At 56.5% G+C, this 15,517-nt stretch carries 15 protein-coding genes; 9 read left to right on the plus strand and 6 right to left on the minus strand.

Going from position 1 to position 15,517, the window contains the following annotated elements; translation table 11 throughout:
* From BGP77_RS11205 to BGP77_RS11220, 4 genes are all read right to left on the minus strand, one after another.
* Window positions 1-828: a hypothetical protein gene (locus tag BGP77_RS11205; RefSeq protein WP_233252344.1), complete on the minus strand. Its 828-nt coding sequence runs from the start codon at window positions 826-828 to the stop codon at window positions 1-3.
* A gap of 76 nt (window positions 829-904) precedes the next feature.
* On the minus strand, window positions 905-1,627 hold the full coding sequence (locus BGP77_RS11210) for a sulfite exporter TauE/SafE family protein (protein ID WP_108164825.1): 723 nt from the start codon (window positions 1,625-1,627) through the stop codon (window positions 905-907).
* A complete protein-coding gene (locus tag BGP77_RS11215) occupies window positions 1,627-2,577 on the minus strand; it encodes a nucleoside hydrolase (RefSeq protein WP_108164826.1) in 951 nt (316 codons plus the stop codon). Before BGP77_RS11215 ends, BGP77_RS11210 begins: the two co-directional genes overlap by 1 nt.
* Before the next feature lie 3 nt (window positions 2,578-2,580).
* On the minus strand, window positions 2,581-3,477 hold the full coding sequence (locus BGP77_RS11220) for a ribokinase (RefSeq protein ID WP_108164827.1): 897 nt from the start codon (window positions 3,475-3,477) through the stop codon (window positions 2,581-2,583).
* Window positions 3,478-3,565: 88 nt separating this feature from the next.
* Between BGP77_RS11220 and BGP77_RS11225 the strand changes: the two genes are divergently transcribed.
* The 7 genes from BGP77_RS11225 to BGP77_RS11255 are packed head-to-tail and all read left to right on the plus strand — an operon-like array spanning window position 3,566 to window position 11,074.
* Window positions 3,566-3,991: an HIT family protein gene (locus BGP77_RS11225; protein ID WP_108165955.1), complete on the plus strand. Its 426-nt coding sequence runs from the start codon at window positions 3,566-3,568 to the stop codon at window positions 3,989-3,991.
* A gap of 9 nt (window positions 3,992-4,000) precedes the next feature.
* Window positions 4,001-4,405 (plus strand): GFA family protein, encoded by a 405-nt coding sequence (locus BGP77_RS11230; protein ID WP_108164828.1) that lies wholly within the window; start codon window positions 4,001-4,003, stop codon window positions 4,403-4,405.
* The gene (gene ggt / locus BGP77_RS11235) at window positions 4,406-6,130 is read left to right on the plus strand and encodes a gamma-glutamyltransferase (protein WP_108164829.1); all 1,725 of its coding nucleotides are present in this window, start codon (window positions 4,406-4,408) and stop codon (window positions 6,128-6,130) included.
* Window positions 6,127-7,116: an amidoligase family protein gene (locus BGP77_RS11240; protein WP_233252345.1), complete on the plus strand. Its 990-nt coding sequence runs from the start codon at window positions 6,127-6,129 to the stop codon at window positions 7,114-7,116. The genes ggt and BGP77_RS11240 overlap by 4 nt, the downstream gene beginning before the upstream one ends.
* Entirely contained in the window at window positions 7,092-7,751 is a 660-nt protein-coding gene (locus BGP77_RS11245; protein ID WP_108164830.1) for a gamma-glutamyl-gamma-aminobutyrate hydrolase family protein, read from the plus strand. Before BGP77_RS11240 ends, BGP77_RS11245 begins: the two co-directional genes overlap by 25 nt.
* A 9-nt stretch (window positions 7,752-7,760) precedes the next feature.
* The gene (locus BGP77_RS11250) at window positions 7,761-8,825 is read left to right on the plus strand and encodes a lysylphosphatidylglycerol synthase transmembrane domain-containing protein (protein WP_108164831.1); all 1,065 of its coding nucleotides are present in this window, start codon (window positions 7,761-7,763) and stop codon (window positions 8,823-8,825) included.
* Window positions 8,822-11,074, plus strand: coding sequence for a glycosyltransferase (locus tag BGP77_RS11255; protein ID WP_108164832.1), 2,253 nt, complete (start codon window positions 8,822-8,824; stop codon window positions 11,072-11,074). The genes BGP77_RS11250 and BGP77_RS11255 overlap by 4 nt, the downstream gene beginning before the upstream one ends.
* A 131-nt stretch (window positions 11,075-11,205) precedes the next feature.
* On the opposite strand, the gene BGP77_RS11260 is transcribed toward BGP77_RS11255, so the two are convergent.
* Window positions 11,206-12,720 (minus strand): fumarate hydratase, encoded by a 1,515-nt coding sequence (locus BGP77_RS11260; RefSeq protein ID WP_108164833.1) that lies wholly within the window; start codon window positions 12,718-12,720, stop codon window positions 11,206-11,208.
* Between the two features lie 217 nt (window positions 12,721-12,937).
* On the opposite strand from BGP77_RS11260, the gene BGP77_RS11265 reads away from it, so the two are divergent.
* Entirely contained in the window at window positions 12,938-13,687 is a 750-nt protein-coding gene (locus BGP77_RS11265) for an enoyl-CoA hydratase (RefSeq protein WP_108164834.1), read from the plus strand.
* Here BGP77_RS11265 and BGP77_RS11270 read toward each other — a convergent pair.
* The gene (locus BGP77_RS11270) at window positions 13,684-14,856 is read right to left on the minus strand and encodes a benzoate/H(+) symporter BenE family transporter (RefSeq protein WP_108164835.1); all 1,173 of its coding nucleotides are present in this window, start codon (window positions 14,854-14,856) and stop codon (window positions 13,684-13,686) included. The genes BGP77_RS11265 and BGP77_RS11270 overlap by 4 nt on opposite strands.
* Before the next feature lie 106 nt (window positions 14,857-14,962).
* Between BGP77_RS11270 and BGP77_RS11275 the strand changes: the two genes are divergently transcribed.
* Window positions 14,963-15,511: a helix-turn-helix domain-containing protein gene (locus BGP77_RS11275; protein ID WP_108164836.1), complete on the plus strand. Its 549-nt coding sequence runs from the start codon at window positions 14,963-14,965 to the stop codon at window positions 15,509-15,511.
* Window positions 15,512-15,517 lie beyond the last annotated feature (6 nt).

A 15,517-nucleotide genomic window follows, 5' to 3' on the forward strand; every position in this document is an offset into this window, starting at 1 on the left:
TCAGGACTCGTCAGTGAAGCCGAGTTGGCGTTTCAGTTGCCGGTTCTCCGCTTCCAGCCGTTGTAACTGCTCGATGAGTTCCTCCGGTGACAACGCATCGGTCAGCAACTGGGCATTGTCGCTGTTGATATCGACCAGATGGGTCAGGCCTGTCAGCCATTCTTCCAGGCGGTTGAAAAAACGATTCTGAGCGTGACCGGCCTGAATATCGAGAAAGCCCAGCACCAATGAACCGCCCAAGCCAAACAGCGAAGAACTGAAGGCGGTGCCCATGCCATTGAGCGGCTCCAGTAACCCAGCCTGTAAGTCGCGAAACACTTCGTTAAAAGGGCGATCACCCAAGTTCAAATCAAGAATCACGCTGCCAATGGCATCAATGGTGCCCAGCAGCCCCCAGAACGTGCCGAGGAGGCCGAGGAACACCAGCAGGCCGATCATATAGCGCGACAGCTCGCGCGCCTCATCCAGCCGTGAGCGGACGCCATCGAGCAGCGTAGTCAGCGACATCGGTGACAGGGTCACCCGTTCATGTTGCAGGTCATCGCCCAACTGGCGGGCGAGAGGTTTGAGCAGTTTGGGAGACACGTTGCCATAGGCATTGCCACGGCCAGTGCGGAAGCGCGCGACCCATTGCATCTCGGGCAACAACCGGATGACCTGGCGGTAGCTCATGACAATACCCGCCAGCAGCACGGCCAGTATCAGGCCATTGAAGACCCAGTTGGCCATAAAGGCCTGAGACAGCGGTTGGTAAATCAGACCGCAAATGGCCAATACGATGGCCAGATACAGGCTCATCCAGATCAGGCTTTGTTTGGGATTGTTCATGCCCCCTCCGGCGGTGCGCGCAGAGCGCCACCTTAGCACAGCGATTTGACCACTGTCTTACAGCCTTAGCGCTTGCTTAGCCGTGGGCGAACAGGGCGCCGGTGACCGCGATACCGGCTGAGATCGAGCACAGAATCAGCAGCAGTGGGCGAAAGCGGTCGTCAACCCAGGTCTGACACAGTCGGCCGAGCGCAAACCCGACCACAGCCGCCGGAATAAACGACAGGCTGTCGCGCCACAACGCAGGGGTGAGAAAGCCCGACAGCTGATAACTGATCAGCGACAACACACAGCTGTAAGCAAAATACAGGGCCAGGTTGGCGCGAATGGTCCGGGCTCGGCCATGTTGCATCACCAGCGCCATCGGCGGCCCGCCAATGGAGGTGGTGGTGCCCATGATGCCGGACACAAAGCCCGCCAGCCCCAGGCGAGTAGGCGTGGCGTCAAAAGCCCGGCCAAAGGCGCTGACCAGAACCGCCAGTAACACACTGGCGGCGACCAGCAATTGCAAAGCCTGAACCGGTAATTGCAACAGAATCCAGGTGCCGACGGCGGTGCCTGGAATGCGCGTGAGGATGGGCGCCAGCATGGCTCGAATTTGAATATCGCGTCGCAGATGCCAGATATTCAGCAGCGACAGAACCAAGGCGGTGACCGTTAAAACCACCGGCACCCACTGGGGGCGCAGCACCACGATGATCGGCGCGGCCAGTACCGCCATACCAAAACCGAGGGCGGTTTGAATCAGGCAGCCAGCGGCCAGTGCCAAGGCGCACAGCCACCAGATCAGATCGAACATCAGAGTGCTTCCGACAGGCGTTGCTCGAACAGCCGCAGTACGCGAACGTCATCCACCTCAAAGGCAACTTTGATCAAAGGGCGGTCGGCCCAGCCGTCGGTTGGGAATTCGCGACCTTCTGGTGCCATCATGGTTTGGCCTAACGCCAGTCCTTCGGTGGCGACCCGGATGCGGCCGTGACGACAGCCAAACAAGCTGGGGTCGAGTACATAGGCGATGGTGGCGGCATCGTGGAAGTAGCAGCCATCCACGCCTAATGCGCCGCGATAAAAGTCGAAATAATGCTGCGCCGCCTGGTTCAGAAACCCGCCCTGAACCGGGTTCGCAGCTTCGATGCGCTCCATCACCGCGGTTTTCAGCAACACCTGATGGGTGACGTCCAAACCGATCATGGTCACCGGCCAATCGGCACCAAAGACGCGATCGGCGGCGTGCGGATCGTTGATGATGTTGGCTTCGGCTACCGGGCTGACGTTGCCGGTTTCGTGTACCGCGCCGCCCATTAACACCACTTCTTTGACCTTGCTGGCGATGCTTGGATCGAGGTCCAGCGCCAGCGCCAGGTTGGTCAGTGGGCCAAGTGGAATCAAGGTGACTTCGCCTGGATAAGCGTTGACCGACTCGACGATATACTCAGCAGCAGAACGCGGGTCAATCACACCTTCAGCCTGAGGCCAATCGATATTGCCGAAGCCGTCCGTTCCGTGCACATAGTCCGAATGGGGTCTTGGCGGCATTCCCAACGGCGCGGTGGCACCCTGGGCAACCGTTACCTGGGTGCCGGCCAGCTGGCACAGGGTTAAGGCATTGCGGGCGCCCAGTTCGGCACTGACGTTGCCAAAAATACTGGTCAGACCCATGACCTCCAGCTCGGGCGAGCGGAAGGCAAAGAGAATCGCCATGGCGTCATCAATGCCCGGATCGGTGTCGATAATAATGCGTTGAGTCATGGTTCAGTCCTGATGTTCGCTGAGAAAGGCATCGACCTCAGCGGTGTTCGGTATGGAAACAGACGCGCCTAATCGGGTGACGCACACTGCGGCAGCGGCGTTGCCACGGCGCAAGGCGTCGGAGACCGCCTGGCCATCGGCCAGCGCGGCCAGACAATAGCCGATAAAGGTATCACCGGCGGCGGTGGTATCAACGGCGTCAACGTTATACGCCGGCACGCTAATGCGGCCGTCCGGGCTGATGTGAACCACACCGGCACTGCCCAGCGTCAGCAGGATGCGTAACTGAGGGTAGTCACGCTGCAATACCGCTTCGGCATCAGCAACGCTGTCGGTGCCGGTCAGATCCATGGCTTCAACTTCGTTGACAATCAGCAAGTCGATTTTTGGCAGCAGCGGTTTTACCGCGTCGGCCACCATGGGCGCAGGATTAAAGGCAATGTGCAAACCGCGAGCGGCGGCTTTTTCCATGGCCTCGGCCAAGGCGTTGGTTTCGTGTTGCAGCAGCAACCAGTCACCTTTGTTGGCGTTGCTTAACGCGGTATCAATCTGCTCGTTGCTCAACTGATGGTTAGCGCCGGGGTACAGCAAAATCGAATTCTCGGCCGCCGACGTCAGTTGAATGATGGCGTGGCCGCTGGCGTCATCGAGCTGTGCAATATGATCGGTACTGACACCGGCGTCGCGCAGTTGCTCCAGCACCCAGACGTCACCTTTACCAATGGCACCGATGTGCTGTGTTTGAGCACCGGCGCGGGCCAGGGCAATGGATTGATTGGCGCCTTTGCCACCTAAGACAGTGCGATAGTCAGTCGAGGCCAGGGTTTCACCGGGGCGGACAAAATGGTCCACGCGATAGAGGTGGTCGATGTTGATCGAACCCAGGTTGAAGACGGTCATGCGTAATTCCTTGATCAGCGGCGCGCCGTTTTGTGCCGCCGGGAAATCCGCTAAGCTGGCGCAACCTTTTCAGTGTGCGGAGCTTACCATGGCCTACGACTCGGACAATGTTTTCGCCAAGATGCTGCGCGGGGAAATCCCGGCCATCAAGGTGTACGAAGATGATGACACTCTGGCATTTATGGACATCATGCCTCAGGCCGAAGGCCATACGCTGGTGATTCCCAAAGTGCCCGCCGAAACCATTTTTGATCTCAGTGATGACGCCAGCGCCGCTTGGATGCGCACCGTACGCAAGGTCAGCGCGGCGGTAAAAAAAGCCTTCGATGCACCCGGCATTGTGCTGTTTCAATTAAACGGCAAAGGCGCAGGCCAGACGGTTCCGCACGTACACTTTCACATCATTCCCGGCTCTATTGCCGACTTGCGCAAACCGCACGGCAGTGAGATGGCTGATGTCGAACAACTCAAGGTGCAAGCTGAACAAATAAAAGCGGCGCTGTCCGATCAATGAGGTAATGGTATGACCCGGGCTTCCTGTTTGTGTGGCGGGGTAAAAATACGCGCCAAGCTGCAACCCAATACGGCCAGTCATTGTCACTGCCAGATGTGTCGCAAACAGCACGGCGCGGCGTTTGGCAGTTACATCAATGTAGCGCGCGATGAGTTGCAGTATGAGCAAGGCGAAGCATTGTTAGTGACGTATCGGTCGTCCGACATTGCCAGCCGAGTATTCTGTGGCCGCTGTGGGTCGACCTTGTTGTTTGTTGATCATGAACGTCCCGAGATATTGGGTCTTGCGCTGGGCGTCTTGGATGAAGAGCCGGGTAGTGCACCGGTTCAGCATATTTTTTACAGCGACCGCCCTGCCTGGTCCGGTCCCTACGACGATGGACTGCCCAAGTACGACGGCGACACCGGTCTTTAAATGAGGCTTCGGTCGCTGGCGGTTTTATCCGGTCTGCTTGTCTTTGCTTGTGCTGAACCCGAGCAGTCGATTGATCTAACCCCTAAGGCATCTGCATTGGGAGCCGCCGCTGTCAGCTCACCCGATCCACTGGCAACCGAGGTGGGTCTGGCGGTTCTCCAGCGCGGCGGAAATGCCGTTGATGCGGCCGTGGCGATGACGCTGATGCTCGGCTTTGTCGAAGCGCCGGAAACGGGGTTGGGCGGCGGTGGATTCTTGTTGCATTACAGCGCTGCCGATCGACAGACGCGTTTTTATGACGGTCGGGAAACCGCACCTCTGTCGGCCGATGCCGATCGTTTTACCCTCCTGAATATTCCCGTGCCGTGGTTTGCGGCGGTCCCAACTGGACGGGCCGTCGGTGTGCCAGGATTGCCCGCTTTATTAGGGCAGGTGTATCGCGAACACGGGGCGTTGCCCTGGGCCGAATTAGTGGCACCGGCAGCGCAGGTCGCGCGTCAGGGGGTCCCTATGCCGACGCGGTTGTCGCAGCAAATAGAGGCCGACTTTTCGCTGCGGTTATTTGCCGATACGCGGCGCTATTTTCGCGCTCAGCAATCCGCGTCATCACAGCGGTTGATTAACCCACCACTGGCCGACACCCTGGATCGTCTCGCACAGGAAGGTGCGAGTGCGTTTTACCGGCCACCGGTGTCATCGGCCATCATTGACCGCGCTTCTCGCGGTTGGTTCTGGCCATCCGATTTAACCCAAACGGATTTTGATCAATACCAGGCCAAACAACGCGCGGCCGTTTGCGCGCCTTATCGTCAGTGGCGTTTGTGCAGTGTCGGGCCACCTTCATCCGGTGGTATTGCGGTGTTGCAAACACTGGGCATGTTGCAGCATTTTCCGTTGGACCGACGTGATGCCGAGGATGCGCAAGCCTGGCACTGGATTCTCGAAGCCAGCCGTCTGGCTTTTGCTGATCGTTACCGCTATCTCGGTGATCCGGATGTCGTAGACGTACCGGTTGAGGCACTGCTGTCACACGATTACCTGGCTGAGCGGGCGCAATTAATTGGCCCCCGCGCCGCGACAATCCTCCGCCATGGTCAACCGCAATCATCGTCTGCAACCGAAGGGTCGGCGGTACCAGAAAGCCCGGTGCGCGATGGCACGTCCCACCTCAGCGTGGTCGATGCGCAAGGCAACATCGTTGCGTTAACCAGTTCCAACGAAAAACCGTTTGGTGCGCGCATGATGGCCGGTGGTTTCGTGCTGAACAATCAACTGACCGATTTTACCTTTGACGCGAAAGCCGGCTTTGGTGTGCATCCCAACGCCCCCGGACCTGGCAAACGACCGCGTTCATCCATGTCACCGGTTCTGGTGTTCAATGACCAGGGTGAACCCGTTTTGGTGGTCGGTTCGCGCGGCGGCAGTCGCATCATTGGTTATGTGATCAAAACGCTGATCGCAACGCTCGATTGGGGCTTGCCGGTTGAACAGGCCATCGCCTTGCCCAATGTTCTGTACAATGGTCGAACGGTGGACGTCGAAGCGGGAACGCCGGCAGCGCTCTGGTCGCAAACTTTGCGCGACTTCGGCCATTCAATAGATGTTCGTTCACTGACCAGCGGTGTGCATGCGCTCCAGCGTTATTCAGATGGCTGGCGTGGTGCTGCCGATCCGCGTTTGAAAGGGGCGGCGCAAGCCTGGACCCCAAAGGAGCAAGAATCGTGATCGTGGATTTGCCAAGCACCAAGACCGCAACCGGCGACGAACGTCGAGTCGGCGTCGAAATTGAAATGAACGGTGTGCCGCTGCAACAACTGGCGCAGCTGATTGCCGATGAACTGGATCTGACGCTCAATGCTGAAGGTCGTTATCAGTATCGGTTGACCGGCGATTCAGCGGGTGACTGGCAAGTCGAAGTGGATTTTCGATTGCTCAAAGAAATGGGCCAGCAAGATTATCAGGCTGGCGAGTGGAGCGATGAATTTAAGCAACGGCTGGAGTCCATGCTGCACCGGGTTTCCGAACCCTTTGTGCCATTGGAATTGGTCAGTCCGCCGTTGCCGTTATCGCGTTTGAATGAGGTCGAAAAACTCAGTCAGCGTTTACACGCAGCCGGAGCAAAAGGGTCATCCAATCAACTGACCAATGCGTTTGGCTTGCAGTTTAATCCTGAATTACCCGCTTTGGATGCCAACACTATTCGACGTTATTTGCAGGCGTTTGTTTGTTTGGAAGAATGGCTGAAACAACGCGATCAAACGGATCTGGCGCGCCGCGTCACGCCTTATATTGACCCTTTTCCGCGCGACTATGTTCGCCATCTGTTAGCCGCCGATTATCAGCCTGACCTTGCCACCTTGATCGATGATTACCTGCATTGGAATCCCACTCGGAACCGGCCGCTGGATATGCTGCCACTGTTCACCGAATTGGATGAATCACGTGTCAGAGCGGTCGCCGATGATCCATTGATCAAAGCCCGACCCACCTTCCACTACCGCCTGCCCGATTGTCAGATTCAGCGCGCCGACTGGAGCCCTGCGCTGGCCTGGGACGACTGGTGTCAGGTCGAATTTTTGGCCTTTGATGAGGCTCGGCTGGCCGAATGCAGCGCTGCATTACGCCGTTATTTGCGCAATCCTTTGAAGCGTTGGTTTAAAGATTGGGTGGTTGAACTGGAGGCGCAATGGCTGCTCCCATCGTCGCAATAACCGGGCCGAGTAAAGGCGCCATCGGACCGCGGTTTTGCGTCGCACTGGCCATCAGGTTGGCCGGTGGCAAACCCTGGCAACTGCGACCCGGTGATCGTTGGCAAGACGATTTTCGGGCCGTGGTGATTACCGGCGGACACGATATCAACCCTGTGCTCTATGCCGAAGAACCGGAAGTGATGCCCAAGTATGATGAGCAACGCGATGCGTTCGAAAGTGCCATCATCGATACGGCACTGGAACGCGATTGTCCGTTATTGGGCATTTGCCGGGGTGCGCAACTGTTAAATGTTCGGCGTGGTGGCACCTTGTTTCAGGACATTCGCTCACGGCGCCGGCGCACGTCTAACCGGCGGACACTGTTACCGACAAAACATCTGAGCGTTGAAAAAAACAGTCGATGGCTGGGCCATTGGTCAACCTCGCCAGGCCGCGTTAATAGCTTGCATAACCAGGCGGTGGATCGGCTGGGCGATGGCCTTAACGTCGTGGCGCGTGATGAAGACGGCTTGATTCAGGCAGTTGAAGACCCATCTCATTCGTTTGTGCTCGGCGTGCAATGGCATCCTGAGTTTCTTTTATATTTGTCGCAGCAGCGACACTTGTTTCGTCGACTTGTCGAACAAGCCAGCTAAGGGAATACCATGACCAACAGCACTATCCGGGCCTCGTCCGGGTCAGGGGAAGGCACTCCAAATACCCGGCGATTACTGCTGTTTACGCTGTTGTTTATCGGGTTGAGTCTGGCCGGTGTTTATGCTGTCTACAGCCAGGTCGCAGAACGATCTCTAAGCTGGGATGGCAATCTTTTATCGCCATCAGCACTGGCGGGTTATCTGGTTTTATTGCTGATCTATTTTATATCGGATGCGTTGCGTCTTTGGTTTACCTTGCGCGCTCTGGGTGAGCGGGTGCCATTAATGGCCATGGGTCGTCTGGTCTTTCTCAATATATTTGTGTCCAACGTGACCCCCATGGCCACTGGCGGCGGGTTTGCCCAGGTATGGTTTCTGCAACGGCGTGGTGTTGCCATTGGAACTGCGATGACGGCAACCACCATCCGTACGGTATTGGCCGTGCTGTTTATTTTTGGCGCCACCCCGGTATTACTCATGACCCTGCCGGGTGCGGAAGAAGCCGCTCAGCAATCGTCCTTGGTGCAGACCTTAATCGTCTGTGTAGTGCTGTATTTAGGGTTTTTTGCCGTGCTGTTGTTGCGGCCATCCTGGTTGGCTCGGCCGATGTTGATTGGTTTGAAAATATTGCGAGCTTTTCATCTGATCAGCGCATCGCGGCAACGGCGCTGGCGTATCCGTCTGGTGCGGGAATTACGCCGGTTTGCCCAAGGGTTCAGTCTTTATTTCAGTGGTCGCTGGCGCGACATTCTGGCGTCCTGGTTGTTTACTGCCTTGTTCTTATTATCGCTGTTTTCATTCCCGGCTGTACTGTGTTGGGCATTGGGTTATGACTTGTCCTATTGGCTGGTGGTGGGGCGCATGGTGATCACCACCTTTGTGATGTATTTTTCACCGACACCGGGCGCTTCCGGTATCGCCGAAGGTGTGTTCGGCCATTTCTTTTCAGACGTATTGACGGCCGGTCATCTGGTGCTGGTTACCGTCGGCTGGCGAGCACTCACCATCTACCTGGGAATGTTGATTGGCATCTTCGTTACCCAGCGCGAACTGACAGACGGAGCCCCAAAATGACAATAAAAGGCTGGTTCACACCAAGGCGATTGAAATACATTTTTTACATCAACCTTTTATTGATTCTGTCGTTGGTCGGCTATCGAATTTATCTGGTTTATTTCGAGCAGGATTATTCCGCGGTTCATGCTCAGCAGATTGAAGCCGTACAGGAAACATTGGCCGGCCGCAGTCAGCTGTCTTTTTCGGTGGTGGGGAATATTAATAATTCGGTGGGTGTGTTTGAACGCACCATGATCCCCATCATTAATGCAACGGAATCGGACTTTTTGGTGTCCGCAGGCAACGCCGTCAGTGGTGGGGGTGAAGATAAGTACCGCGCCTTGTATCGATCTTTCAGTCACCTTGAAATGCCTTATTTCCTCACCGTTGGTGAGAACGAAACCAGCATTTTTGGTTCTTTCCACTTTTACGAACATTTTGGACCGTATTTTTATTCGTTCAAAGCGGGCAACAGCCAGTTTATTTTTCTCGATACAACGGATCCGGACGCTTACGAGTTCCAGTTGCATTGGCTCAATCAGCAATTACTCGATGAACAGCCCACGCATCGATTTGTGTTTTTGGGCGACGCATTGTTAAAACCCATTCAGGAAACACCGGTCGACTTTGCTGAAGACTACCTGGTGGATGAAGCCTTTGGGCAACAATTGCAAACCATTTTTAGTCGTCATCAGGTCACGGCTGTATTCTCTTCCGATTTGCATTTATTCGATCATCAAACGCATAAAGGTGTGGAGTATATTACGACCGGTGGCGCTGGTGGATTGGTCATCAATGACGACACCAGTTTCTATCACTACGTTACGGTTGCAGTGGATGGTGAAAACGTCAGTATCGATATGCAGCGTTTGGACATTGGCCAAAACCAGTTTTTAAAGACGCTGGAAAGTCTGTGGTTCTTTGTGCATTCGGTGTTCTATGTTGGGCATCTTAATTTTCTGTTGGTGTTGTTCGCACTGACGGCGTTGGCCATTAAATTGTATACCACGGTCTTTGTTGATCGGGATTATTACCCGAACTTCGATCTCGACGTCACACCGTTTCGAGAAAAAGCCTTGCGCATAATGATGGTCACCAACAACTATCTGCCCTTTATTGGTGGGGTGCCGATTTCCATTGAACGCCTGCGCCGTGGATTGGTCGACTTAGGTCATAAGGTGTTGATCATTTCGCCGAGTTACCGCGACCAGGATAAAAACGAAAATAAAGACGAAGTGGTTCGTTTGCGGTCTTGGGTGGCGCTGGGTAAGAGCGGTGAATTTCGCATGGCCAACCCCATTTCACGTCGTGCGCGTCGCGCCATGATGGCGTTTAAACCCGACCTGGTGCATATCCACCATCCGTTCTGGCTGGGTTGGTTTGGCTTGCTCTGGGCTAAAGCCTTAGGCGTACCGGCGGTGTACACCTACCACACCCGTCTGGAACATTATTCGCATTATGTGCCTCTGCCTGGGCCATTGTTTCGCAATTTGATTTCTCATTCTCTGGTGCGTCGTTTTGCGAATCGCTGTGCGGGTGTCATTGTGCCGACGCAATCGGCCGAGGAATATCTGCGTGTGATTGGGGTGACCACCAACCTTTATGTGCAGCCGACCGGCATTGATTTTGAACGTTTTCAACAGCGCGATGAAAAGGCCGTAGAGCGACTGCGCAGTGACTGGGGCATCGCTAAAGACGATTGCGTTTTTGTATCGGTGTCGCGACTGAGCAAAGAGAAAAATATCTATTTTATGATTGATGCACTGGCAGAACTGCGGCGTCGCAGCGATCGATCTTTTCATTGTCTGTTGATCGGTGATGGCGAAGAACGCGGCGCTTTGCAGCAGCGCATTGAAGAGAAGAACTTGGCGGATTGCGTGCATTTGGTCGGCCCGGTACCACCGGACGAGATGGCCAATTATTACCAGTTAGGCGATGCGTTTGTGTTTGCTTCTAAATCGGAAACACAGGGCATGGTGATCCTGGAAGCCATGGCTGCGCGCTTGCCGGTTGTAGCCGTGCGCTCCAGTGGTATCGACGATGTGGTGCGTGAAGGTTACAACGGGTTTAAAACCCGCGAAGACCGTAATCTCTGGTTGGAGCGGGTGCAGTATTTGCTGGAGAATGATGCGGAGCGGGAAAAACTGGCTGATCAAGCCCTGAGCTTCGCCGGTGATTTCGCGATTGATCGTTTTGCCGACGATGTCGCCGGCATCTATGCGCATGTGTTGGCGAGTGAAGCCGATCGTAAGCGGGGAGATGCCTGACGGGAGACGCTGAATGGTGGAAACCTTCGCCCGATATGTCGCATCTTGCTGTAATAAAAAAGGGAGTCACCGTCAGGTGGCTCCCTTTTTCGTATCGGGCGTCTCGCATTTCCCGTTAAGCGTCTTCCGTTTCACCCAACTTCTTTAGCCAAAATCTTCGCCGCCCATTGTTGCGGACCGGTTTTGTGGACTGAATCGCCGTTGGTATCAACGGCGACGGTGACCGGCATATCGACAACGTCGAATTCGTAGATGGCTTCCATACCTAGGTCTTCGAAAGCAACGACTTTGGCGTTACGAATCGCTTTGGACACCAGATAAGCGGCACCGCCGACGGCCATCAGATAGCTCGCCTTGTGTTTGGCGATGGCTTCGATGGCAATGGGGCCGCGTTCAGCCTTGCCGACCATACCGATTAAACCGGTGTGTTCGAGCACGGTGTCGGTGAACTTATCCATGCGAGTGGCGGTCGTCGGGCCAGCGGGGCCGACCACTTCGTCGCGTACCGGATCAACCGGGCCCACGTAGTAGATCAGTTTGTTGGTCAGGTCGACCGGCAGTTCTTCGCCTTTGTTGATCATATCGACCATGCGCTTGTGCGCCGCGTCGCGACCGGTGTACATCTTGCCGTTCAGCAGCAATGTATCGCCCGGTTGCCATGCCAGCATTTCGTCTTTGGTCAGTGTGTCCAGGTTGACCTTGCGCGCCGTGGGGCCGGCGTCCCAGACGATGTCCGGCCAGTCTTCCAGACGTGGGTGTTTCAGGTCCGCCGGGCCAGTGCCGTCGAGCTTGAAGTGAGTATGACGGGTGGCGGCACAGTTGGGGATGATCGCTACGGGCTTGTTGGCCGCATGCGTCGGCGCTTCCATCACTTTCACATCCAGCACGGTGGTCAAGCCACCCAGACCTTGAGCGCCGATGCCCAGCTTGTTCACGCCGTCGAAAATTTCCAGACGCAACTCTTCGCCCCGGTTTTGTGGGCCGCGCGCTTTCAGCTCGTTGATGTCGATCGGTTCCAGCAAAGATTCTTTCGCCATCAGCATGGCTTTCTCGGCGGTACCACCGATGCCAATGCCGAGCATGCCCGGCGGGCACCAGCCGGCGCCCATTTCCGGTACCACTTTCAGCACCCAGTCGAGGATCGAATCGGACGGATTGAGCATGGCAAATTTGGATTTGGCTTCACTGCCACCGCCTTTGGCTGCGACGTGCACTTCCAGCGTATCGCCGGGAACCATACGGGTGTGGATCACCGCTGGTGTGTTGTCTTTCGTGTTCTGGCGTTTACCGTCCGGGTCGGCCAGCACGGAGGCGCGCAGCACGTTGTCCGGGTGGGTGTAGGCGCGGCGCACGCCTTCATTGACCATGTCTTCAACGCCCATGGTGGCGTCGTCGAAACGGACATTCATGCCGATGTTCAGAAAGACGGTGACGATGCCGGTGTCCTGGCAGATCGGTCGGTGGCCTTCGGCACACATGCGGCTGTTGAGCAGAATTTGCGCCATGGCGTCTTTGGCGGCCTGGCTTTCTTCACGCTCGTAGGCGGCGTGAATGGCCTGAATAAAATCCTGAGGGTGGTAATAGGAAATAAACTGGAGGGCGTCGGCGACACTCTGGATAAGGTCGTCCTGTTTGATAGCCGTCATGAAGGTCTCCTGGCCGTGGGCGATGGCGGCGAAGTGTACACCAAAATGGCAGGAATCGGAGTTATACCAAGTGGTTACCGCTAGGATACATAGGGTTTCCACAGCGGAACGGTGTGGCTGGCCACCTGGCTTTACAGTGCGAAACAAAGTCCCAACTTTGCAAAATTCAAACGTTTGTTTAAATTGAACGGACAAAAATGCAGTGAGGACCTTCGCCATGACAGAGATTATTCAGCGTTTAAACAACGGTGTGCTCGAACTGACCTTGAATCGGCCGGAGAAGCGCAACGCCCTGACTGAAGCGATGTATGTCGAGCTGCACCGTGTATTCAACGAAGCCAAGTTTGATGACGACGCCAAGGTCGTGTTGTTGTCGGGCCAGAAATTCTGCTTTACCGCCGGTAACGACCTGAACGATTTTCTGGAAAAGCCGTTCGACGACGAATCGCCGGTGATGAAGTTTTTGAAAACCATGGCGGATTTCCCCAAGCCCGTTGTCGCTGCAGTGAATGGGCCGGCGGTCGGTATTGGTACCACCTTGTTACTGCACTGCGATTTGGTCTACAGCGGTGACAGCGCCGTTTTCCAACTGCCGTTCGTCAACCTGGGGTTGGTGCCGGAGTTTGCTTCGTCCGTGTTGCTGCCGTTGCGTGTGGGCCACAACAAAGCGGCCGAATGGCTGATGCTGGGCAAGTCGTTTGGACCACAGGAAGCCTTGCAGGCCGGGCTGATCAACGCCGTTTTTGGTGACGAAAATTACCTCAACGCCGCCAATCAGCAGGCACAGTTATTGGCCGCCCAGCCGACGGAGGCGATCCAGGCGACCAAGAGGCTGATGAAGCAGAGCTATATGAGCTTTATTCTTAACGCCATCGACGACGAAGCTCAGCAATTTATGAAACGGCTGAAAAGCGACGAGTTTAAGCGCGCCGCTGAAGCCTTTCTGAAGGGAAAAGAAAAAGCCTAACGGTTCGTTAAGCGCTTTAGCAGGGGCTGGCGGCTGCGCACCAGATAGCCAAACACCAGTCCCCAAAACGCGCCGCCAATGCCAAAGAGCGTGACGTTGGCGGTGGTGACCAAGAGCGTCACCAGCGCCGCTTCGCGTTCGCTGTCATCCTGCAAGGCCATCACCAGTGCCGAACCCAGTGTCGGCAGTAAGGCCAGCCCGGCCAGCGTCGCCAGATAAGCCGGCGGCACCGATTCGAAAAAAGCGACCACTGTTGCGGCCATGACCCCCAGCAAGATATAGAAAAAGCCTGCCGATACCGCAGCCGTATAGCGTTTGCGCTTGTCGGGATGGGCGTCCTCGGTCATGCAGATAGCCGCAGTGATAGCGGCCAGGTTCAACGCAAAGGCACCAAAGGGCGCCAGCACTGTGGTAGTCGCGCCGGTCCACTTCAGCATCGACGAGGTGGGTGAGAGATAACCGGCCGCCGTCAAGGTGGCGATGCCAGGCAGGTTTTGCGAGGCCATGGTGACCAGAAACAGCGGCAGCGTCAGCGACAGCAGCGCTTGCCAGGAAAACTGCGGTCCTTGCCAGACCGGCTGACCCAATGCCCACTGCCATTGGTCGGTGACCACTTGATTCAGCCCCAGCGCCAATACCAGGCCGAGCGCAGCGACGATCAACACCGCAAAGCGTGGCGCCCAGAGCCTGGCCAGAAAGTAGCTCACCACCATCGTACCCGACAGCAAGGGCGCGTCATTCAGCGCGGCAAAGGCGTCCAGACCAAAGGGCAACAGCACTCCGGCGAGCATGGCGCCAGCAATGGCCGGGCTGAGTTGGCGGCTCAGTCTTTCTGCCTGGCCGCTTAAACCCGCGAGCAGTATCAACACGCCCATAGCGATAAAAGCGCCGATAGCCTGACCCAGCGAGAAATCCCCCAGACTGACCGCCAGCACGGCCGCCCCGGGCGTGGACCAGGCGGTAACCAGCGGTAGCCGATGTTGCAGCGACAGCCCGATGGAGGTAATGCCCATGCCCAGACCAAGCGCCCACAGCCAGGAACCCGCCTGGGCGGCGTCAGTACCAGCGGCGGACGCTGCCTGAAAGATGATCACCGCCGAACTGCTGAAACCGACCAAAACAGCGACGAAACCCGCACTGATGCTGGCCGCGGAAAAATCTCTGAGCATGGGCACTCCTCTATAGCACCGCGAGTTTTGGTTCGGCTGTGCGTTATAACGTACAATGCGCCGAACTCTAGCATCGTGCGTTATAACGCACAAGCAAGGCTGCCCGATGACCAACGAACTCACCACCGGCTTAAAAGCCCTGCGCCAAAGCCGCGGCTGGAGCCTGGATGCAGCCGCCGCCGCAACGGGTGTCAGCAAGGCCATGCTGGGGCAAATCGAGCGCGGCGAATCCAGCCCGACACTCAACACCCTGTGGAAGTTGGCGCGTGGCTACGAGCTGTCCTTTTCTCAGTTGATGGCGCCATTGACGAGCCCTGCTTACAACGGCGACAAACGACTGGAGCCGGCGGGCAGCGGCATTCGTGTGCGATCGTTGATTCCGTTCGATGCCAATTTGCGCTCTGAGTTACTGGAACTGGAGCTGGCGCCGGGTTGCGTGCGCGAATCCGAAGCGCATGAGCGGGGGGTGGTGGAGCACGTCATAGTGATCAGTGGCTGGCTGTCAGTGCTCAGCGATGGCGATTGGCACCGGTTGGGGCCGGGCGATGTGTGGCGCTTTAAGGCCGATCAGCCCCACGGTTACCGCAACGATTCAGCCGAGCAGCCCGCCTGGCTGCATAATCTGATTTTCTATCCGCAGGGTCGGGCGTCCTGACGCCAC

Origin of the sequence: Saccharospirillum sp. MSK14-1 (genome assembly GCF_003054965.1) — a bacterium.
Taxonomy (GTDB): Bacteria; Pseudomonadota; Gammaproteobacteria; order Pseudomonadales; family Natronospirillaceae; genus Saccharospirillum.